The organism is Candidatus Villigracilis vicinus (assembly GCF_016702885.1).
Taxonomy (GTDB): Bacteria; Chloroflexota; Anaerolineae; order Anaerolineales; family Villigracilaceae; genus Villigracilis; species Villigracilis vicinus.
In genome coordinates, this window is sequence record NZ_JADJDD010000025.1 from 496,965 (window position 1) to 519,373 (window position 22,409).

16 protein-coding genes are annotated in these 22,409 nt (G+C 52.6%); 10 read left to right on the forward strand and 6 right to left on the reverse strand.

Going from position 1 to position 22,409, the window contains the following annotated elements; genetic code table 11:
* Positions 1-109: 109 nt before the first annotated feature.
* Positions 110-382, forward strand: coding sequence for a GlsB/YeaQ/YmgE family stress response membrane protein (locus IPG80_RS18295; protein ID WP_345110165.1), 273 nt, complete (start codon positions 110-112; stop codon positions 380-382).
* Positions 383-449: 67 nt separating this feature from the next.
* On the opposite strand, the gene lysX is transcribed toward IPG80_RS18295, so the two are convergent.
* From lysX to lysS, 5 genes are all read right to left on the reverse strand, one after another.
* Positions 450-1,292 carry a lysine biosynthesis protein LysX gene (lysX, locus tag IPG80_RS18300; protein WP_345109974.1) on the reverse strand — a complete coding sequence of 281 codons (843 nt, stop codon included), beginning with the start codon at positions 1,290-1,292 and terminating at the stop codon, positions 450-452.
* A gap of 92 nt (positions 1,293-1,384) precedes the next feature.
* The gene (locus IPG80_RS18305; RefSeq protein ID WP_345109977.1) at positions 1,385-2,386 is read right to left on the reverse strand and encodes an isocitrate/isopropylmalate dehydrogenase family protein; all 1,002 of its coding nucleotides are present in this window, start codon (positions 2,384-2,386) and stop codon (positions 1,385-1,387) included.
* A gap of 3 nt (positions 2,387-2,389) precedes the next feature.
* A complete protein-coding gene (locus IPG80_RS18310) occupies positions 2,390-2,773 on the reverse strand; it encodes a 3-isopropylmalate dehydratase (RefSeq protein ID WP_345109980.1) in 384 nt (127 codons plus the stop codon).
* Positions 2,774-2,907: 134 nt separating this feature from the next.
* Positions 2,908-4,167, reverse strand: coding sequence for a 3-isopropylmalate dehydratase large subunit (locus IPG80_RS18315; RefSeq protein WP_345109983.1), 1,260 nt, complete (start codon positions 4,165-4,167; stop codon positions 2,908-2,910).
* A 41-nt stretch (positions 4,168-4,208) separates the two neighbouring features.
* Positions 4,209-5,591, reverse strand: a complete 1,383-nt coding sequence (gene lysS, locus IPG80_RS18320; RefSeq protein WP_345109985.1) for a homocitrate synthase — start codon at positions 5,589-5,591, stop codon at positions 4,209-4,211.
* Between the two features lie 614 nt (positions 5,592-6,205).
* On the opposite strand from lysS, the gene IPG80_RS18325 reads away from it, so the two are divergent.
* The 9 genes from IPG80_RS18325 to IPG80_RS18365 all read left to right on the forward strand — a co-directional run bounded on the left by IPG80_RS18325 (position 6,206) and on the right by IPG80_RS18365 (position 21,833).
* Positions 6,206-10,969: a glutamate synthase-related protein gene (locus tag IPG80_RS18325; RefSeq protein WP_345109988.1), complete on the forward strand. Its 4,764-nt coding sequence runs from the start codon at positions 6,206-6,208 to the stop codon at positions 10,967-10,969.
* Between the two features lie 183 nt (positions 10,970-11,152).
* The gene (locus IPG80_RS18330) at positions 11,153-12,472 is read left to right on the forward strand and encodes an SLC13 family permease (protein WP_345109990.1); all 1,320 of its coding nucleotides are present in this window, start codon (positions 11,153-11,155) and stop codon (positions 12,470-12,472) included.
* A 65-nt stretch (positions 12,473-12,537) separates the two neighbouring features.
* The gene (locus IPG80_RS18335; protein WP_345109992.1) at positions 12,538-14,127 is read left to right on the forward strand and encodes an ammonium transporter; all 1,590 of its coding nucleotides are present in this window, start codon (positions 12,538-12,540) and stop codon (positions 14,125-14,127) included.
* Between the two features lie 182 nt (positions 14,128-14,309).
* Positions 14,310-15,716, forward strand: a complete 1,407-nt coding sequence (glnA, locus tag IPG80_RS18340; RefSeq protein WP_345109995.1) for a type I glutamate--ammonia ligase — start codon at positions 14,310-14,312, stop codon at positions 15,714-15,716.
* Positions 15,717-15,870: 154 nt separating this feature from the next.
* A complete protein-coding gene (locus IPG80_RS18345; protein WP_345109998.1) occupies positions 15,871-16,497 on the forward strand; it encodes a LysE family transporter in 627 nt (208 codons plus the stop codon).
* Positions 16,498-16,592: 95 nt separating this feature from the next.
* The gene (locus IPG80_RS18350) at positions 16,593-18,755 is read left to right on the forward strand and encodes a GAF domain-containing protein (RefSeq protein ID WP_345110000.1); all 2,163 of its coding nucleotides are present in this window, start codon (positions 16,593-16,595) and stop codon (positions 18,753-18,755) included.
* Positions 18,752-19,777, forward strand: coding sequence for a DNA-binding response regulator (locus IPG80_RS18355; protein ID WP_345110002.1), 1,026 nt, complete (start codon positions 18,752-18,754; stop codon positions 19,775-19,777). The genes IPG80_RS18350 and IPG80_RS18355 overlap by 4 nt, the downstream gene beginning before the upstream one ends.
* Positions 19,778-19,898: 121 nt before the next feature.
* Positions 19,899-20,813 (forward strand): D-2-hydroxyacid dehydrogenase, encoded by a 915-nt coding sequence (locus IPG80_RS18360; protein ID WP_345110004.1) that lies wholly within the window; start codon positions 19,899-19,901, stop codon positions 20,811-20,813.
* Between the two features lie 72 nt (positions 20,814-20,885).
* Complete coding sequence (locus tag IPG80_RS18365) at positions 20,886-21,833, forward strand: pyridoxal-phosphate dependent enzyme (RefSeq protein ID WP_345110007.1); 948 nt, start codon at positions 20,886-20,888, stop codon at positions 21,831-21,833.
* 67 nt (positions 21,834-21,900) lie between these two features.
* On the opposite strand, the gene IPG80_RS18370 is transcribed toward IPG80_RS18365, so the two are convergent.
* The gene (locus tag IPG80_RS18370; protein WP_345110010.1) at positions 21,901-22,338 is read right to left on the reverse strand and encodes a CBS domain-containing protein; all 438 of its coding nucleotides are present in this window, start codon (positions 22,336-22,338) and stop codon (positions 21,901-21,903) included.
* Between the last annotated feature and the right edge of the window lie 71 nt (positions 22,339-22,409).

Sequence of the window (22,409 nt, forward strand, 5' to 3'; positions counted from 1 at the left end):
CACTTCCTGCCTTCAATTTAATTAGCGAAACCCCACGGGACAGTTTTATTCATAGACGGTATAATCGGCGAAAATTAAATTTAGTATCTCGGAGGCATTAATGAATTTGATCGGTATTCTCACCTGGATCGTCTTTGGCGCACTGGCAGGCTGGATCGCCAGCCTCATTATGAAAACTGACCGCCAAATGGGTGCAGTTGCCAATATTGTCGTCGGTATTGCAGGCGCATTCATTGGCGGTTTCATTATGGAGAACTTTTTGGGACAGACTGGGGTGAACGGTTTCAATCTCTATAGTCTGCTGGTAGCGATCGGCGGGGCAGCTCTTTTGATCTGGCTTGTTGGTTTGATCAGCGGACGTCGCAGCCGCAGACGCAGATAAGTCGGTCTCAACAAATAAAAAAAATCTCCGCCTAAACAGCGGAGATTTTTTTTATTCAGGTTTCATCTTATGTCCGCGCCGCAGCCAACACATACTCGATCATTTTCTGCGGAATGTTCACGCCGGTGGTCGTGATGCTATTACGGAATTCCATGGTGTGATTGATCTCGTTGATCGTAAAACCGTCTTCATCTTCGAAAAGGTCAAGTGCTAATAAGCCGCCGCCCACTGCGCGCGCCGCACGTTGACACAAGTCCGCGATCTCTGGCGTGACCGGGCAATTGGTCGCTACACCGCCGCGTGCGGTGTTCGTGATCCAATTCTCCGATGAGCGATAGATGGCAGCAATGCATTCCTCGCCCACCACAAAGGCGCGGATATCGCGCCCGGGTTTATGGATGTATTCCTGAATATAAAAGACCTGATGATTAACTCCCAGTGTGGCTTTGTGCTCGATCAAAGATTCCGCCATGTGACGATTGTCAACTTTTGCCAGCAGCCGCCCCCATGACCCGACCACCGGCTTGAGCACACAGGGATAGCCCATCGCCTCGACCGCCTGTAGAGCTGATTCTTCATCAAAAGCCATAAACACTCTGGGAGTTGGGATGCCGTTCTTTGCCAGCAGTTGACTGGTGACATATTTATCTCCGCAGCGCTCCGCCACCAATGATGAGTTCACAACAGGGATGCCATGCGCTTCGAAGATGCGTGAGATATACAGTCCACGCGAATACGAGATGGAGCGCTCAAAGAGCACATCCACTTGTTCGGGCGCCTGGTGAATGTCGAAATAGTGGTCACCATCATTGATGCGAACCACTTCAACATCCGGTTGTTTTTCAAATTCATCCAAAAGATATTTTTCTTCCGCGCGCAGGCGGGTGTATAAAAATCCGATTCGGGTCACAACAACACTCCTTTTGATTGTCTCCCTGAGCGATAGCGAAGGGTCTCTTAGACTATCGTAGAGATGCTTCGCTATCGCTCAGCATGACAAAATTAAATTTTCTCAATCACTTTCTCAGTCACCTGATTGGTTGTCAACTCTCCACTCAGATCTGGTGTGGACTCGCCATTTAAAATACAGGCATTCACAGCATTCCTCAAACGTTGAGCCGATTCAACTTCATTCAAATAATCCAGCATCATGGCCGTGGCAAGGAACATGGCAACAGGGTTGGCTTTGCCCGTCCCCATCAGAGGTGGTGCGCTGCCATGTACCGGCTCAAAGACTGCCGCCTCCGCACCAATATTGCCGGATGCTGCCACACCGAGTCCGCCTACGAACATGCAGGCTTCGTCACTGAGAATATCGCCAAATAAATTTGTGGTGACGACGACCTCAAATTGCTCCGGCGCACGGACAAGTTCCATCGCGCAGGTGTCCACCAGCATTTCTTTCAACTCGATGTCTGCATACTCCTTTGCGATCTCAAAAGCGACGCTGCGAAAGAGTCCGCAGGTTTGGCGTAGGACATTGGCTTTGTGAACCACATGCACAGACTTTCGATTTGTTTGCCGTGCCATATCAAAGGCTTTGCGAATGATCCGTTCTGAACCTTTGCGAGTGATGACACGTTCAGTGATGGCGCGATCGCCGTCGTCTTCGAGACGTTCAATGCCGGAATACAATCCCTCCGTGTTTTCGCGAACGATGAGAATATCTATGTTCGGGCGCGAAGACTCGTGTGGAATAGAGCGGGTTGGGCGCAAGTTGGCATACAAATCAAGAGATTGGCGCATGCGCACAACAGGGGAAAAATAATTTGGGATGGCTGGCGGCGTGGTCACGGCACCGAAGAGAGTGGCATCAGCGTGGCGAATGGCTTGAAGTGTTGAATCAGGCAAGGGTGAGCCTGAGCGTTGAAATTCCTCAAAGCCGATGCCAGATTCAGCGAAATCCAATTCCAATGGCAGCGCGGTCAACACGTCCTTCGCACAAGCGATCACTTCGGGACCGATGCCATCACCGGGGAGTAAACAGATTTTGTAACTCATCATTCATCATTCCGCATTCATCATTAGCTCTTGAATATCGTGTTGTTTTAGAAAGTTGACGATGCCGCCCGCGTCCGCGATCTTCAAAACAAAATCAGGCAGGGGTTGCGCTTGAAAGTGATTCCCGGTTGTGCGATTAAAGATCTCGCCGGTAGCAAGGTTGACATCGACATCATCTCCTTCGGTAATGTCCACCACGGCTTCGGGGCATTCAAGGATGGGCAGACCGATATTGATGGCATTCCGAAAGAAGATGCGCGCAAAAGACGGGGCAATAATGCACTTGGCTTGCGAGCCTTTGATGGCGATCGGGGCATGCTCGCGTGAAGAACCGCAGCCAAAGTTTTGTCCGCCGACGATGATGTCGCCGGGTTGAGCAGTTCGTTGCATATTCAGGCTTGACTTCGCAAAAGACATTCTTTGCAAGTTCAAGCGGGTCGATCGTGATGTTGTACCGACCGGGAATGATCTCGTCGGTGTTCATGTTCTCTCCGAACGTCCAGACTCTAGACATGATGTACTCCTTATGAAATGGTTTCCAGAATATTGCGCGGGTCAGTGATTCGACCTGTTAATGCGGATACAGCAGCAGTTGCCGGGCTTGCCAGATAAATCTCTGATAACGGACTGCCCATGCGCCCGACAAAATTACGGTTCATGGTCGTAAGTGCCCGGTCACCAGGGGCAAGCACACCGCCGTGACGCCCAATGCATGCGCCGCAGCCGGTACCGGTCACAGTGCAGCCTGCATCCATGAATATCTCGATCAAACCGTTGCGCAGCGCTTTCTTGTAAATCCGCGCACTGGCTGGCGTAACCACTACTCGTGTTTGTGGATGAACTTTTTTACCCCTTAAGATCTCTGCAGCGATCTCAAGATCTTCGTAACGAGCATTAGTGCAAGTGCCGATATAAACCTGATGGATCTCAAGTCCTTCCACGTCAGGCAGCGCCTTAACATTGTCCACATCAGGGTGGCATGCCACTTGCGGAACCAGTGTGGACACATCGATCTCGAGGACACGCTCATAACTCGGGTTGACCGGAACAATGCGCTCAAAATTTCCTTTCGCTGGTGTCTCTTCCTGCAAATAACGGATCGTCTCATCATCCGCTGCGATCAAGCCGCACTTCGCGCCGATCTCCGTGGACATGTTCGGGAAGATGATGCGTTCGTGCATGGGCAGGTTGTCGATGTATTCGCCGCCAAATTCCACTGAACGATAGGTGCCACCGTCCATGCCGAGCAGACCCGCAATATGGATCATCACATCCTTGGCATACACACCCGATTGGGTCTGCCCGCGCAATTCCACGCGGATGGTCTCCGGAACTTTGAACCAGGATTTTCCTGTGACCCATGCCACACCGATCTCCGTAGAACCAAGCCCCGTGCCGAATGCGCCAAATGCGCCATAGGTATTCGAGTGCGAGTCCGCGCCGATGATGATGGAACCGGGTGTGACAAAACCTTCTTCGATCATCACTTGATGACAGACGCCCTGTTGAAAGAGATAGGGCAATTCCTGTTCTTTCACAAAGTCCATGATCTTGCGATGGTTCTCAGCCGCCAGAATATTCGGCGCCGGGTAGGCATGATCGAGATGCAGAACGATCTTGTTCTTGTCGAAGATCGGCTTGCCGATATCTCGAAATGCCTTAATGGCTAATGGCGTGGTGTTATCGTGGCTCATGATGTAATCCACATCCAACAACAGAATTTCGCCTGCGTGGACTTGTTTGCCCGCTTTGCGGGAAAAGATTTCTTCAATTAGGGTGCCCATAAAATTCTCCTTTGTGATGTAGGGCGACTCGCGAGTCGCCCTTACTTGTTGTTTCCGTTATATTTTTTCAACACCATGCGCGTCTCTGTCCGCTTTATGCCAGGGACGGTGCGAATCTCTTCGATCAAATTATTCAACGCCATCATGTTCTCTGCATTCGCAAAAGCGCTGATATCGTAATCACCGGTCACTTCGTAGATATTCGAGACGTTCGAAAAGCTGCGTAAACGCCGCACCACCGAAGAGGTGTACACATGCGACTCGACTTCAAGCATGAGCATGGCGTTGATGTCGTGCGGGATCACATCCATTTCGCGCCCGGTCACCTGTTCGGCGATCTCTAAAATATCGGCATCAAAAAGCTGTTTGCGTTGGTCACCAATATTCTTGATGCGTGTGACGATGACTTCCAATTCTGCCAAGCTGACTTCGATGCCGTACTCTTCCAACCTAGCCGCCACAGCGGATTTGCCCGTGTATTTGTCAATGACGATCTTGCGCTCACGCCCCAGCATGGATGGGTCGAATGGCTCGTACGTCTTGGGGTTTTTGAGAATGCCATTGGTGTGGACTCCGCTTTTATGGCTGAACGCGTTCTGCCCGGTGATGGGTTTATTCGGCGCAAGCAAAAAGCCAGAGACTTTCTCCAGATAGCTCGATAACTCCACCAATGGGCGCAGATCATATTTCTGCGTGCCTTCAAGGTTGTGAAAAGCGAGGATGGTTTCTGCCAGGTCTGGAATGCCAACTCTTTCCCCCAATCCGTTCACCGTGGTGTGGACGCAATTGGCGCCAGCGCGAATCCCTGCCATGGCATTGGCTAAAGCCAGCCCATAATCGTTGTGGCAGTGCAAGTCGATCTTGCAAGGAAGCAAGCGTGCCCGTAGGGTTTGAATCCGCTCGAAGAGGACGTGTGGCTGCATGATTCCCAGCGTGTCGGCAAAGCTGATTCGGTCCGCACCGGCTTGGATGGCGGTGTTACACACTTGCACAAGAAATTCAAAGTCAGTCCGGGTAGCGTCTTCGGGCGTGTAGCGGACTTTTAGCCCTAAGCTTTTGGCATAACTCACATGCTCACGGATGATCTCCAAGGCTTCGCTCTCGGTCTTGTGCAATTTCGAGTCGAGATGGATCTTGGAAGTGGCGTAAAAGATCGCAACACGATTTGCGCCGCAGGCTTTGGCACGGTCAATGCCTGAGCGTGTGGCAGTGCTATGGGCGACCACTTCCGCTCGAAGTCGGAGAGAGGCGATGCGTTCGATCGCTTTGGAAACGTTCGGCGAAACAGACGGATCCCCCGCTTCGATCATATCCACACCGACAGCATCCAAACGCTTGGCGATCTCTATCTTTTCATCAACTGTAAAATTGACATAAGGTGTTTGCTCACCTTCACGCAATGTTGTATCTAAAATTTCAAGCATACATTCTCCTTTTTCCGTCATTGGGGGGGCCAGAGAGCCCGGGGGGGGGCCCGGGGCGGGGGGGGGGGGGGGGGGGGGGGGGGGGGGACGCCCTCGCAATGACGATGAACAAAATTAAACAAAAAAAACGCCATCCGTTACCGGGTGGCGTTTGGATACATAAACAGGGATAAGCGACTATGACAGCGCTATGCACAGCATAACTATACGTTGATACTTTTCATTTTCCTGTTCGACCAAAAACAGCCCAGATCCGGCAACGGCAGTTGCTGAATTGGGCTTGCGCTTAGCTTTAGCCTCCATGAGGATGCTTGCGTGGTCTCTGAACATATTGGGCGCTATTCTACTCGCTGTAGAAAATATGTCAATGATTTTGTGGGTGATCTTTTGAAATTCATGAAGCAATAAAAATATATCAAGATGTGATTCTCGCAAGAATAAAATTCATTCTCCATCGTGAAACTGCAAAAACCCTCACATGGATTCAAAAGCCTTCAAATCACAGTAAATCAATGGGTAATCTTTTCTAACAGTACCCGTATGGGTAGTAGCAATTCATCTCAAGAATCATACGATGGACTGAATTAAGAATCCCAATTCAACGAGGTGAAGTTATGGATAAGGAGCCTTTTCAGCAAAGGTCATTCAACTGGTTAACATCGCAAGATGTAAAGAGTTGGCTCGACGAACGTGATGCATGTGCATTAGTGGCTGCGGTTCGTAAAGATGGCGTAGCGACTCACGGGAATCTCAAACGGGCGTTAGCTGCATTGAGCATTATGGGACATCGCGCCGGGGAAGTGAATGGCGAAGGCGATGGTGTGGGGGTTATGACGGATATTCCACGTATTTTATGGTCGCACGCATTGGAACAGGAAGGCAAACCCGGCTGGCTGGCTGAAGATCGCCGTTTTTTTGTGGGACATTTAATGATCCCCAATACCGAAACGGATCTCACCGCCGCAAAAGAAAAAGTATTATCGCTCTTCAAAGGTAAGGGCATTGACCTCTTGCTCGAACGCCCCATGCTCACCCGTCCACAGGCGTTGGGCAAAATGGCAAGGCAGCAAGTTCCATATTTATGGCAGGTGGCAGGAGTGGTCAGCAATGGTCCGCTGGAAAATGTAGAACGGACTCTCTTCAGCCTTGCGTTGGAGATCGAAAAGAATACAGATGTTTCCATCGCTTCGCTTTCGAGCAATGTCGTCGTTTATAAAGTTCGCGGCTCCAGCGAAACGCTTTATCAGTATTATCCCGACCTTCGCAACCCAGCCTTCACCACCGCCATCACGATCGGACATGCACGCTACTCCACCAATACCGCCACCAGTTTCGAACGCGTACAGCCGTTTAGTCTGCTCGGTCACAACGGCGAGATCAACACCATTGCCCGCCTGCGTGAACAATCGCAAATGCTCGGCGTAGACTTACCCGTAGGTGGCAGCGACTCGCAAGACCTCGACCGTTTGCTTGCTACGCTTATCCATCACTATCATTTCTCGCTCACCGAAGCGATGGAACTCGCCTTCCCGCCCATCCTCACCGAGGTGGAAAAACTCCCGCCCGAACTGCAAACCATTTACAAATATTATCGTCAGGCGCTCGGTCCGTTCGCGCAAGGTCCGGCGGGCATCATCTCACGCTTCGGCGATGAATGTGTCTTCAGCGTCGATGCGCTTGGTCTGCGTCCGCTGTGGTTCGGCGACACCGAGAAGGAATATTTCTTCTCCAGCGAAAAAGGCGTCTATCACCTCGACACCATGCAAACCGACCCGATCCCACTTTCGCCCGGCGAAAAGATGCGCCTGCGCATTCACCGCGAACGCAACGTGGAAGTCTTCGACTACCCCGCCATTCAACAACGCATGTTGAAATTGACGACGCGCCGATTCGGCTCGCTTGAAACGCTGAATAAAAGACTCACACACATTGCAAACGAAGTCACTGCGCCTCTTTCCCCGCCGACAACTGTTCCCGCTCTCGACAATCGACTCTCCGCCTTTGGCTGGGGACGCGAAGACCGCGAATGGGTGCAGGAACTCGCGAACAATGGCAGTGACCCCATCGGCTCGCTCGGCTATGACGGTCCGCTCGCACCGTTATCTGCTGAACGCCAAAACGTCGCGGACTATTTCAAAGAAGCCGTTGCCGTCGTCACCAACCCCGCCATCGACCGCGAACGCGAAGCCGAACATTTCTCCACACAGGTGGTCATCGGCTCACGCCCGCCTCTGCTCCCCAATCAACTCGACGACGATGTGACCTTCACCCTCGAATCTCCCATCGTGTTGGATTACCCAATCACAGATGAAGGTTTGCTAGCAGAAATCGCATCCACGCAAGGCGGCATCACGCTCAATAACTTATTATCTCATTTCTCGCCTAAAGGCATCGCCCGCCTTTTAGCAATCACTTTTCCCGGCGAATCGACTCCACAAGCCTTGGATCGCCTCGCCCAATCTGCCGTGGATGCGGCTCGCGGCGGCGCGCAACTCATCCTACTCGAAGACACCTATGCCTTTGAAAATGGTAACGGCTGGCTCGACCCCATCCTCGCTGTCGGCATCGTGGACAAAGCCTTGCGCAAGAGTTTCGCCGCGTACGAACCTCACGACCCACAACCGACTCCGCTCTCGCGCGATGACAAAGGCAAGATCGATTTCGGCTTGGTCTCCATCGCCGACTCGGTCAACCTGCGCCGACGTGCCGCTCTCGCCATTCGCAGCGGCGCGATCCGCCATTTCCATGATTTGATCCTCACCCTCGGCATGGGCGCAGATGTAGTCGTGCCGTACCTGCTCTTCGAAGCGGCGTTCAAAGAGAAAACCGAAGTCACAGATGAGATCAAATCCAAATTGAAGAACACGCTCAAAGCTTTGCGCTCTGGCATCGAGAAGACCACCAGCACCATGGGCATTCACGAAGCGCGCGGCTATGGACGTTTGTTCGCCAGCATCGGTCTCGGTGCAGAAGTCGCATCCGCGTTGGGCACGCCCAATCATGGCGGCTCGGCGAATGGCGGCTTGCAATGGACAGACATTGATGCCGAGATCGAGAAACGTGCCCAGTCGTATCACAGCGCCGGGCGCGGCGACCTTGCACGCGTGAATCACTTCTATCCGAAAGTGTGGAAGGCGGCAGGAAAGCTTGGGAAGGGCGAAGCAGGCTCGGGCGAGTATGAGGCGCATGTCGAAAGCACAGCAAAAGCCAACCCGGTATCACTCCGTCATATTTTGGAATTCCGCCCGAACGAGTCAGACATCCAAAAAGAAAAAGTGGATACGGGCATCACCTCGCACAGTTTGCCGTTCCTGATCGCATCGATGTCCTTCGGTTCGCAAGGTGAGATCGCCTATCGTGCCTATGCTGAAGCGGCGTTTCGTTTGAACATGCTTTCGGTGAACGGCGAAGGCGGCGAGATCCGCGACCTGCTCGGCAAGTATCCGTTCCATCGCGGCATTCAAATTGCGTCGGGTCGTTTCGGCATCACAGCAGAGACCATCAACTCGTCGAACCTGATCGAGATCAAAGTGGGGCAAGGCGCGAAACCCGGCGAAGGCGGACATCTGCCCGCGCGCAAAGTGACCGACAAAGTGGCGGCGGCTCGCCATGCCCGCAAAGGCGTGGACTTGATCTCGCCTTCGAACAATCACGATATTTATTCCATCGAAGACCTCGCGCAATTTATCGAAGAGTTGAAGACCATCAACCCGAAGGCGCGTGTGGCGGTCAAGGTTCCGGTGGTGCCGGGCATCGGCATCATCGCGGTCGGCATCGCCAAAGCCGGAGCCGATATTATTTACCTGACCGGCTTCGACGGCGGGACGGGCGCGGCGCGACAGCATTCGTTGAAACATGTTGGCTTGCCCGCTGAAATTGGAATCGTTGAAGCGCATCGCACCTTAACGGAGGCTGGGTTGCGCAACGACGTCGAGATCTGGGCTGACGGCGGAGTGCGCACGGCGGCGGACACGGTGAAGTTGATGTGCCTCGGCGCAAACCGTATCGGCTTTGCGACACTGGCAATGGTTGCAATGGGTTGTACGATCTGTCGTGACTGTCAGAGCGGGACGTGTCATACGGGTATCACCACCCAAATAGAGTCCAAAGAACAAGCCACAGGCATGGGGATTAAGCATTTTGTTCCGCGTGATCTTGAACAAGCTACACAAGCCTTAGTGAATGTCTTCAATGAGTTAGGCGAAAGCGTACGTGAGATCGTGGCAAAGCTTGGGTTTGAATCGGCACAAGAAATTGTCGGACGTTCAGACCTGCTCTTGCAAGCCTCGCATCACAAACAGATCGACTTAAGCGAAATGCTCATCCCCGCTGAAGAATATCTTGCCAAACCGATTCCCGTTTCCATCCCTCAGCAAGAAGCGTTGACGATTGACCGTGGTCCGCTGCACCGACCGCGCAATCATCTCACCACTGTCATCTCGAATTTGGTCATGGAAAGTTTTACGACCCACAAACAAGATGCGATTCTCTTCGAAGATGACAAGGTCACGCCTGTAGATCGTGCCCTCGGCACGCATCTCACCGGCGCGATGACCCGCTTCCGCAACAACTGGAGTTGGTCACCGGGTCACGGCGGCATGGGCGGCAACCGCGAGACCTGGCGTTTGCCCATTCAAGATGTCGAGTCGGATGCGGTTCCGCGCACGAATTTGCACTTTACCAGCAGCTCCGTGCCCGGCAATGGACTTGGCGCATACAATGCCGACCCGGTTCACATCCTCGTCGAAGGCGGCGCACAAGATGGCGTGGCAAAAGGTATCTCTGGCGGACGTGTGGTCATCATGAAAGGCTATAACCACAACGGCATCCTGATCGATGGCTCGGTTGGGAAGAGTCTTGCTTATGGCGGCACGGGCGGCGTGGTCGTTGTGCAAGGCAACGCGGACTCGCGCGCCTGTGTGCGCCTCTCCGGCGCCGATGTCATCATCGGCGGCGAGATCAACAAACCGCTCAATGACAGCCTCGGTTTCATCGGGGCGCGTGCCAACGTCAAAGGCTTCTTGTGCGAATATATGACCTCCGGACGTGTGCTCGTGCTCGGTGACCCCGGTCCGTGGATGTGCGCAGGCATGACCGGCGGCGTGTTGTATCTGCGACTTCAGCCGCATTTACACTTTGACTATCCTGCCATTCAACGCCGACTCGCCAAGGGCGCAAAAGTCTCTGTACAAGCCGTAGATGATGCCGACTTCCAAAACTTGCAGCACCTGCTCACTATCTACGCAGAAGAGTTGCGTCAGAATCATCAAGGCGATGAAGCTGATAATGCATTGGGTTTGTTGATCGATTGGAAGAATACATTTATCCGCGTCGTACCGGAAGGTTTACAAGAAGATCAGCGATTCGCAACTGAATAAATAAAATTCTTTTCATCCACGAAGAACACGAATAAAAAATTCGTGTTCTTCGTGGATTCTTTTTTTCTATTAATGAATGCTCCATTTGGGTAATGCCTTCAGTTTCAAAATAACCCATGCGGGGAATAGTAATGCCGTCTCAAATCCATAGAATAAACACAATCGTCTGGTCATCTATGCAAGTTGAAAGAGGCAGCCATGATACTTACCGTAATCATTTTCGTTCTGGCATACATTTTTATTGCAACCGAAAAGTTCCCTCGTCATTGGGTGGCTCTCATCGGTGGTGGGTTGCTGATCGTTTTTGGTATCTTAAGTCCAAAGGAAGCCTTTGGCTATATCAACTGGGAAACCCTCGGCTTATTGGCTGGCATGTTCACGCTTGTCTCCATCCTCGAAGAAGCGGGGTTCTTCAAATGGCTGGCAATGCGCGCCTTGAAAAAATTCGATTATCACCCTGTATCGCTGTTCGTGATCCTGATCGTCTTCGCCGCGATCATGTCCATGTTCATGGATAGCATTACTGTGATGCTTTTTCTCTCCGCCCTCACGCTTCAACTTGGGCGGTTGCTGAAACTCGACCCCGTGCCTTTGGTCATCGCTGAAGTCTGCGCCGCCAACACAGGCGGATCCGCCACCCTCGTGGGCGACCCACCCAATGTCATCCTTGGCACCACACTTGGCTTCAACTTTACCGATTTCGCCACACATACCGGACCGATCTCACTCATTGCATCCTTGCTTTTGCTGGGTATGTTCTATCTAACAAATCGTAAAGCGCTGAAGAACGCACATGATCTGTTGAACGAAGAAACCATCAACGAGATCGAGGAACTGCACAAGGAACCCATGCATGCCCACATGACCCGCATCGGGTTGACCTTTTTCGCCTTTGCCGTGTTCCTATTGATCTTTCACACCCCTTTAAGCCGCGCACTCGGGTTTCACATCAATGCCGCAATGGCAGCCTTAATCCCTGCCGCACTGGCGTTGATCTTCATGCAAAATAATGACCGCAAGAAAACTTTGCTCAAGGTGGATGGGGAAAGCATCCTCTTCTTCGCCGGGCTATTCGTACTGATCGGCGGACTGGAAAAAATGCAACTCTTTGAACAACTTGCGATCAGTCTATCCAATTGGGCGGCGGACGATCACGGAGCGATGGTCATGGCTCTGCATTGGGTACCCGGTCTCGCCAGCGGCATAGTGGATAACGTTCCGCTTGCACTTGGGATGAGCTATGTGCTCAAAGATCTGGCACAAATGCCCGGCGCGCCCGCCCTGGCTCTCATGGTCTGGTCGTTGGCATTGGGCGTCAACCTTGGCGGCAACCTGACCCCCATCGGCGCCTCCGCAAATGTGGTGGCATATTCATTCATGGAAAAAAATCACGGCTCCATCGGCTGGAAGCGCTGGTTGACAGTCGCAGTTCCGCCCACGCTGGCAATCATGATCTTTGCATCCTTTAGCGTGTTATTCAAAGGACAGATTGGTTGGTTCTAAATTTTCTGTTCATGTTGGGTTTAGCTCTCAATATGAACAGGTCTAATAAAGAGGAGAAAAGAATAATGAAAGGCTTAAAAAATCGCTGGTTATACACTCTCATGTTCACCTTGTTCATGGCGCTTGTCGTTGTAACGCCCGTCTTCGCCGACGACGGCGGCCCGACCGCCGAGCAGGTGAACGACCTTACACTGGGTCTTAACATCTTTTGGATGATCCTCGGTGGTTTCATGGTCTTCTTCATGCAGGCGGGTTTCGCGCTGGTTGAAGCCGGCTTCACCCGCAACAAGAATGTTGCCCACACCATGATGATGAATATTATGGTCTTTTGTATCGGCGCGGTAGGCTATTGGTTAACCGGCTTTGCCTTCCAATTTGGCGGCGTCAATTTGCCCTACCCCGAAGTGAGCACTGCCGGAGCCATTGCCGGTGAATGGGCTCACTCGCCCATCACCCTCGGTGATTGGAGCGGTCAGCTCATCACGCCGTTGATCCGCTTTGGTCAACATGGCTTCCTGGGCGGCAGCGGCTTCCTGCTTACTGGTCTGGGAGCAAACACCGGCGTACTGGCATTCTTCCTATTTCAGATGGTCTTTATGGATACAGCTGCGACCATTCCCACCGGCTCGATGGCAGAACGCTTGAAGTTCATTGGCTTTGTCTTGATGGGACTTTGGGTCAGTATGTTCATTTACCCCGTCGCCGCGGGATGGGTTTGGGGTGGCGGCTGGCTCCAGAATATCGGTCGCAGCCTTGGGCTTGGGAATGGAGCCGTTGACTTCGCAGGCTCGGGCCCCGTTCACATGATCGGCGGTGCGATTGCCCTGGCAGGTGCGATCGTGATCGGTCCACGCATTGGCAAGTTCAATAAAGATGGCTCTGCCAATACCATTCCAGGTCATAACTTATCCCTCGGTGTACTTGGAACCATCATCCTCTTCTTCGGTTGGTTTGGTTTCAACCCCGGTTCATCCCTCGGTTTTGTTGGCGCCTTCCGTGACCTGGCTGTAATTGCCGCCATCAACACTTTGATGGCGGGCGCTGCTGGCGGTGTTTCCGCCATGACATATGCCTGGCTGTTCGGCGCCTCCAAAAAACCTGATCCAGCCCTTTCGGTCAACGGGGTGTTGGCGGGTCTGGTTGCCATCACTGCACCTTGTGCCTTTGTAGATGTATGGGCTGCAGTTGTGATCGGTTTGATCGCAGGTGTGTTGGTATGTTTTGCTACCGCCTGGCTCGATGCGTGGAAGATCGACGACCCTGTCGGTGCAGTTCCGGTTCACCTCTTCAACGGAGCCTGGGGTGTGTTGGCAGTGGGCATCTTTGCCAATGGCAACCCTGCAACCGCCGCGTGGAATGGTGTGGAATCTGCGGTAACAGGCTTACTCTATGGCGGTACCACTCAAATCCTTGCCCAGTTTCTCGAAGTGCTCAGCCTCTTTGTTTTCGTGTTCGGTCTATCTTTCGCCTTCTTCAAACTACTTGCCGCATTGAAGGTCCTGCGTGTCTCACGTGAAGTGGAGCTACAGGGGCTGGACATGCCTGAAATGGGCGTGTTGGGTTACCCAGTAGATTGGGAGCCCAGTACAGATGCGCTTGGCGATGACTTGAAAAGCGTTATGCCAAAAGGCGCAGTAGGCTCCCCCGCCGACTAATCCTTGCTATTCTCCCCTCCTTGGTGTGTTCCCGTAAGGGACGAAAAGAATGGATAGGTACGCAACAACCTGTCCATTCTTTTTATTTTAAGTGTACCCATTTGGGTAATAGACCACCCCTCCCCCCACCTCCTATAATCCCGCAATCACAAAAACAAATCAAAAGTAAGGAGAACTCATTCATGGCTAAATCAGTCAAAGAAGTTTTGGAATTGGCAAAAGGCGTTCAGGTCGTAGACCTGCGCTTCATTGATCTCCCCGGCACCTGGCAGCACTTTACCATGCCCGTTCAGCGCCTGACGGAAGATTTTTTCAAGGAAGGCATCCCCTTCGACGGCTCCTCCATCCGCGGCTTCCAGGAAATTCATGAATCGGACATGCTGCTCAAGGCAGACCCCGATACCGCATTTGTTGACCCGACCGCTGAAACTCCCACTTTGGTTGTCTCTTGCAACGTGTTCGACCCGATCACAGAAGAAGCTTATTCCCGCGACCCCCGCTATGTAGCCCAAAAGGCTGAAGCGTACGCCAAAAGCACGGGTCTCGCCGACACAGTCTACTTTGCGCCTGAGGCGGAATTTTTCGTCTTCGATGGCATCCGCTATACATCCACCCCGCATGAATCCGCGTTCTCCATCGAGTCTGAAGAAGGCTGGTGGAGCAGCAATCGTGAAGGCAGCAAGGGCGGACAGATCCAGCCCAAGCGTGGTTACTTCCCGACCTCCCCGACCGATACCCTGCAGGAACTGCGCAACAAGTTCATGCTCGCCATGCAAGCCGCCGGCGTGCAGATGGACTTACACCACCACGAAGTTGCCACCGCCGGTCAGAGCGAAATGAGCATGACCTTCACCACGCTGACCCGCATGGCAGATGACCTCCTGCTTTACAAATACATCATCAAGAACGTTGCCCGCAAGTACGGCAAGACCGTGACCTTCATGCCCAAGCCCATCTTCGGTGACAACGGCTCCGGTATGCACGTTCACTCCTCCATGTGGAAAGACGGCAAGAACGTCTTCTACGATGAAAAGGGCTACGCCGGTCTTTCCCAGACTGCCAAGTACTACATCGGTGGTTTGCTCAAGCACGCTCCTGCGCTTCTCGCGATCACCTCTCCCACTACAAACTCCTACCGCCGCCTCGTGCCCGGTTACGAAGCACCCGTGAACATCGCCTACTCTCAGCGCAACCGCTCCGCGATCTGCCGCATTCCTGCCACCAAGAGTTGGAAAGCCAAGCGTGTTGAGTTCCGCGCACCCGATGCCACCGCCAACCCCTACCTCGCTTTCTCTGCCATCCTCATGGCGGGTATCGACGGTATCTTGAACAAGATCGACCCCGGTGAGCCCAAGGATGTGGATCTGTACGAACTGCCCGCCGCTGAAAAGGCGCTCATCAAGCAGGTACCTTCCAGCCTCGATGCCGTGCTCAATGCCCTCGAAGCCGATCACGAATTCCTGCTCAAGGGCGGCGTGTTCACCCCCGACCTGCTCGAGGAATACATCAAGTACAAGCGCACCAATGAAGTGGACGCCATTCGCCTGCGTCCGACCCCGCACGAATACGTTATGTACTTCGATGCCTAATTTGCACCACTGATCTCGCTTCACCGCCCGCCGACAGTTGGTTGCTGAACTTGGGTATGCAGCTGGCTGTCGGCGTTTTCAACCTATGGGTGTGTCGTACCAATATTATTCAGCATCCTTCAATCTGTCTGGTACGACACACCCATCTTCAAATATGACCCCACTTCTCATTTCCTCCTTTTTTCTTGCGCTCTCCTTTTGCGCCCCTCCCGGAGTCATCACCGCAGAGACATTTCGTCGCGGCTCTGCCAGAGGATTCTTCCCTGCTTTATTTGTGCAGCTTGGGTCCCTTATCGGTGATACCACCTGGGCATTGATCGCGCTGACAGGGCTGGCATTCCTCATTCAGAACACCCTTGCCAGAACCATCCTAAGCCTGATCGGCATTTTTTTGATGGTCAAACTCGCCTGGGATGCGCTCAAGGATGCCCGCCACGGCAAAGGATTGGATGTGTCTGAATCCAGATCCAACCGCGGCGATTTTGCCAGCGGCGCATTCCTCTCGCTTGGCAACCCAATGAACATCGTTTTCTGGACCGGGCTCGGCACCAGCGTGTTTGCCTCCATCACGGGCGGACCTGAACCGATCCATTTTGCTATTTTCTTCGCCGGATTTCTTTCCGGCGCCATCCTGTGGTGCTTCGTCATGGCGGGTCTCGTTGCCTGGGGCAGGCAATGGATGACGGGAACCTTCTTCCGCTTCCTCAATGCTGCCTGTGGATTAATTCTTTTCTACTTTGCGTTTCAGCTTGGTTTACAAACCGTGCAAAGCTTTATTTAAAGATCACGTAGGGGCAAGGTCTCTCCGCCCCATTTTCATCCGCCACCCGCCATGAAGTACAATCGCCTTAACTAAATCTCTTGAACTCACACTCCATGGCACAACCTCCCTTTCCCATTTCATCCGACGACATGAACCCGCGCCTGCTGGAGGCGCTTGCCAGCCTTAACCAGATCAGCACCGCCATCAATCAGATCGGCATCAGCGAAGATCAATCTTCCAGCCTGCAATTGATCGTGGAAAGTGCCATCCGTGTCGTGCCGGGATTTTCCGCTTCCATTTATACCTACGACCCGCTCACAAATTCGCTAGACGCCCAAACACGCGTCGTTGCCTACGCCGAGGGATACGAATCCCAGAACATCAACCCCAGCGAGGATATACCGCGCTCGAACGGCTTCGGCATCCGCTCCATTCAACGCAAGCGACGCACTTTCTCATACGAAGAAACAGACCTGCAGATCCATCCATACCAAAAAAAGCTGGGGGTCAAAGCTGTGGCAGCCTTCCCGCTGACCATTGCAGATGATGTTTTGGGTGTGTTGTACATCTACCTTTACGAAGACAGAAAACTCTCCCAATTCGAAGAATTGATGCTGCACAACTTCGTCAACCAGGCGGCAATGGCGATCTTCCATGCCCGTCACCTGACGGGTATCAAACAAAACCTGGCACAAAAAGAAAACGAGCTGACCCGTCTGCGCCGCGCAGGCATGTTGATCTCCTCAAGGCAAAAACTTGAAGAAACGCTCGAGTCGATCCTGGAACTTGCGCTCGAGCTGACCAACGCACAATATGGCATCTTTCGCCTGCTGGACAAAAGCGGCGAATCGCTGGTCACACGCGCAGTTAGCTCGGTGCAGTTGGAACGTCCACTTGTGGAAAAGCTGCCCATCGACGGCAAAAGCGTAATGGCACATGTAGCACGGACCCGTCAGCCTTTGCTCATCCGTGACTTGCGCGAGAAACAATGGGCAGAGGTGTACTACCCGCTCGACTCAACCCTCGAAATGCGTTCCGAATTATGCGTGCCACTGATCAACGCCAGCGGACGACTCGAAGGCGTACTTAACCTTGAAAGCCCGAGAATTGGCGGCTTCAGCGAAGACGACAGTCACATGCTGCAATCACTCGCAACCTACGCCGTGACCGCCATTCAGGAAGTGCGCCTGCTCGATGCCTTGCAAGAAGCTGCGCAACTACTGATCTCACAGCCCAGTAACATCGTGCTGGATCACCTCTGTGCAATGGCAAACGACTTACTTAACACCGCTTCCAGCGCCATTTGGCTAAAAAACGAAACTGGGATCATGGAGTTAATTGCCTCAAACGGCACAGAAACCTCCAAGGAAGTTCCCATAAGTTCAAAAGATTCCAATGTCTTGCTCATCCCGCTGCTGAGCGGAGAAGAAGACACAGCCTTGGGAACCTTCGGGGCGTTCCACCCAGCAGCAGGCGAAGTCCGAAGCGATACGTCTGAATGGGACAAAAAGGTATTGGCATGTCTCGCCAATTATGCCGTGCTCGCCGTCCAAAACGAATCAAGACAACAAGCTTTGCGTTCCTCGCAGGAACAGCACCTCATCGCCGAGACCTTTGCCGCAGTCGGAGATATCTCTGCGAACCTGCTGCACAACATGAACAACAAGGTCGGTGTGATCCCCGTCCGTGTGCAGGGCATTCAAGATAAATATGAAAAACTTTTGGGAGACGATGCCTACCTTGCCAAAAGCCTGAGCGAGATCGAACGCAGCGCCGCCGCGGCAATGCAGATCGTGCAGGAAAATCTTTCGCACCTGCGCCCTCTTCGCATGGAACGCATTCAAATTGCGCCGCGAGTCACAGATGCCGTGCGCGCGGTTGCAGCGCCTGCTGATATTCAGATCGAAGTGAACGGGCTCGAACAACTGCCGATGGTACATGCCAGCGGACAAAGCCTTTCGTTCGTGTTTCGTAACCTCATCGAAAACGCCGTCGACGCCATGCAAGGCAAAGGCAAGATCACGATTAACGGAAAACAAAATTTGCATTGGGTCGAGATCGAGGTGAGCGACACCGGACGTGGCATCCCTTCCGAATTACACGAACAGATCTTTGAACTGGAGCATTCCAGCCGCACCCACCCCGGCAAGATGGGCTTTGGCTTGTGGTGGGTCAAGACCCTGATGACCCGCCTCGGCGGCAGTGTCACCGTCGACAGTGACGGCGCACACGGCACAACTTTCCATTTACGTTTTCCCATTGCGGAGCAAGCATGAACCTGCGCGCCTTAATTGTTGATGACGATTCTTCCTGGCAGGGCATCCTCAGCGAGCTGCTCACCGATAACGGTTTTGACGTCGATACCGCCAGCAGTGTAGACGAAGCCAACGCCGCACTTAAGGCAAACTCACACCGACTCGCCGTTGTGGATCTCTCCCTCTCCGCCAGCGACCATCATAACCAGGATGGCTTGCGTGTGCTCGACGCCATCCGTCACCTCGACCCGAATTGCCGTGCCATTTTACTGACCGGCTTCGCCACAGTTGAGATCGCCGTCAAAGCGCTGACGGACTACAACGCCTTCACGTTTCTGCGCAAGGAAAGTTTCAAACGCAGTGAATTCAAAGAAGTAATTCAACGGATCCTCGTCACCGCCCCCAAAACAGACGAAGCCAACGCTTCGCCGCTTAATCTGAAACCTGATCCAGTTACTCCAGCCGCCCCCACTCCGAAAGCTCTGGTCGTGGACGATGATGCCGGGTGGCGCAGCATCCTCGAAGACCTGCTCAGCGAAGCAGACTTTCAGCCAGTTGCCTCGGCAAGTTTTGGTGAAGCATTGGGCTTGCTGCGCAAGGATAAATTCTCACTCGCCGTAGTCGACCTCTCATTGCGTGACGGTCAAAACCTGGATGGTGTGCAGCTTCTCAAGATCACACAAGGTCATCACATTCCCACCATCGTCGTCAGCGGACTCTCCGAGCCGGAAGAAATTCAGCGTATTTATGCTGAACATTCCATCTCCACCTACATCGAAAAACAAGCCTTTGACCGCGGCGCCTTTAAACGCATCCTTGCTGAAACCAAACGATCCAGCCAGACCCCCGACGAGTTAAGTATGCTCACCGACCGCGAGCGCGAAGTATTGGAATTACTTGCCCAAGGATTAACCAACAAAGAGATCGCCGAGAAATTGGTCATCACCACCAACACGGTCAAACGTCATCTTAAAGCTATCTTTGAAAAACTGGACGTCCACACGCGGGCAGCTGCCACGGCAATCGCAACGCGCGGAAAATAAAACCGTTATCTGCAAAGCCCGCCTTGGAATGTCAGGAATTATTTGACGCTCCTGGCGGGTTTTGCGATTCATTGAACACAAAAGAATACAGCCCCACATCCGCGGGTAAAATTGGGGCACTATGCCGCATATCCTCCTCCTCAGCAGTGACGCAGAAGTCTATCGCTCCATTCTGGAGTCTGCTAATCTCCCTGATCTGATCATTGAAAAAGAACCCACACAAGCCTGCGAGATCATTTTTGGAGCGCCATCGTCCATTCGCAAGGTGCTGAACGACCTCCCAAACGTCCACTGGGTACAATCCATGTGGGCGGGCGTGGAACCGCTGCTCGAGCCATCACTTCGTAAAAATTACATCCTTACCAATGCGCGCGGGGTGTTTGGGCAGCTCATGTCGGAATACATCCTTGGTTATTTATTGGCACATGAAAGGCAGATCTTTCAGTTGCGCCAAATGCAAAAAGAAAAAGTATGGTTCGACTTTGACACCGGAACATTAAGAGGAAAGACTCTCGGCTTGCTCGGGGTCGGCTCGATCGGTGCAGAAGTAGCGCGGACTGCGAAATTCTTTGGAATGAATGTGCGTGGATATACAAAAGAAAGTGAGGCAAGCTCAGAGGTGGACAAGTATTACCATGGCAACGACCTGCTTGAGTTTGCCCGCGGGTTGGATTATCTCGTCAGCATTCTGCCAAATACTGCAGAGACCAAAAAGATCGTCGACGGAAAGGTTTTGGGTGTCTTGCCGCCTCACGCCTTGTTCATCAATGTAGGGCGCGGCTCGGCGGTGGATGAACCTGCTTTGTTGGCGGCGTTAGGTCAACATAAAATTGCCGGGGCAATACTGGATGTCTTTGAGCAAGAGCCCCTGCCTGAAGACCATCCATTTTGGGAAGCGCCAAATCTGACAATGACCTTCCACACGTCCGCACCGAGTTTGCCAGAAGATATTGCCAGAGTATTTATTGAAAATTACCAGCTTTATGTGGAAGGTAAGCCATTGAAATATGTCGTGGATTTTGAGAGAGGATATTAAATTAAGCCAATAGACGACGGACGATAAAACATGGTCCGCGGTCTATGGTCCATCGTCAAAAAAGGATATGAAATGACAATTACACTGACGGATATTCAGCAAGCTACACAGCGCATCAAGCCATACATTCACCGCACGCCGGTGTTGACCAACAAAAGCTTGAACGAAAAAGTTGGTGCGCAGGTTTACATGAAGTGTGAAAATTTGCAAAAAGTAGGCGCATTTAAATTTCGGGGGGCAAGCAATGCGGTCTGGTCATTGACGGATGAAGAAGCGGCTCGCGGAGTGGTCACCCACTCTTCCGGGAATCATGCGCAAGCATTGGCGTTGGCAGCAAAAATGCGCGGCATCCCGGCGTACATCGTCATGCCCAGTAATGCGCCGCAGGTGAAGAAAAATGCAGTGGCGGGCTACGGAGGGCAGATCACGTTTTGCGAGCCGACGCTTGAAGCGAGAGAAAGCACAATGGAGGGAATCAGGCTGCGCACCGGTGCGAGCGTGGTCCATCCATACGACAATGAACGTGTGATGGCAGGTCAGGGTACAGCGGCATTGGAACTCCTGGAAGAAGTCCCCGACCTGGACGTGATCCTTGCGCCGGTGGGCGGCGGCGGTTTGTTGAGCGGCACATCCATCGCCGCAACTGAAACAAAGAAAGGGATTCGCGTGATCGCTGCCGAACCTGAAATGGCGGATGATGCCTTTCGTTCGATGCAGGCAGGCAAGATCATCCCGTCACAGAACCCCAAGACAATTGCGGATGGCTTGCTTACCTCGCTCGGAGTATTGACCTATCCGGTCATTAAGGAAAGAGTTGAGCAGGTGGTGACGGTCAGCGAGGCAGGGATCGTGGATTCGATGAAGTTTATTTGGGAACGCGCCAAGATCGTCATCGAACCGTCGGCAGCAACAGTGATCGCAGTGCTGTGGGAAAGAAAAATCGATCTGAGTGGATTAAAGGTCGGCGTGATCCTGAGCGGCGGGAATGTAGATCTGGAAAAACTTCCCTGGCAAAAGTGATTATTACTGTTCCATGATTTTCTTATAAATAAAGAGACCTGCCATTCGCAGGTCTCTTTTCCTTTTCCTATCGTCCGCCGCCGGTGATGTAATGTTCCAATTGGGAGATCATGAACTTTTGCACGTCGATGACCTCCTTCAATACATCACGGACGGAGATCAACCCAAGCAGGTCTTTGCCGTCGTAGACAGGCAGATGGCGGATATTCTTGTCGATCATCAAAGCCATGCACTCTTCCAATTGCTGACTTGCTTCCACGTAAATGACTTTGCTGGTCATGATCTCGCTGACCTTGGTGGTCTTTGGCGATCTGCCTTCAAGGTCCATTTTTCGCACGCAATCCCTTTCAGAAATAATACCTTCCACTTTTCCGTTTTGGACCACCATGAGAGCCCCGGAGTTGTGTTTTGCCATAATGGTCAACACATCATATACGGTCGCATCCGGTGCAATGGAGAACACTTCACTACCCTTCTTGCGGATCATATCGCGCACTGTGGACATTGTCATCTCCTTGGCGTGGTTTAAATTTCTCACAGTATAGACAAGAATTGTCAGAATGACAAGCACAAACA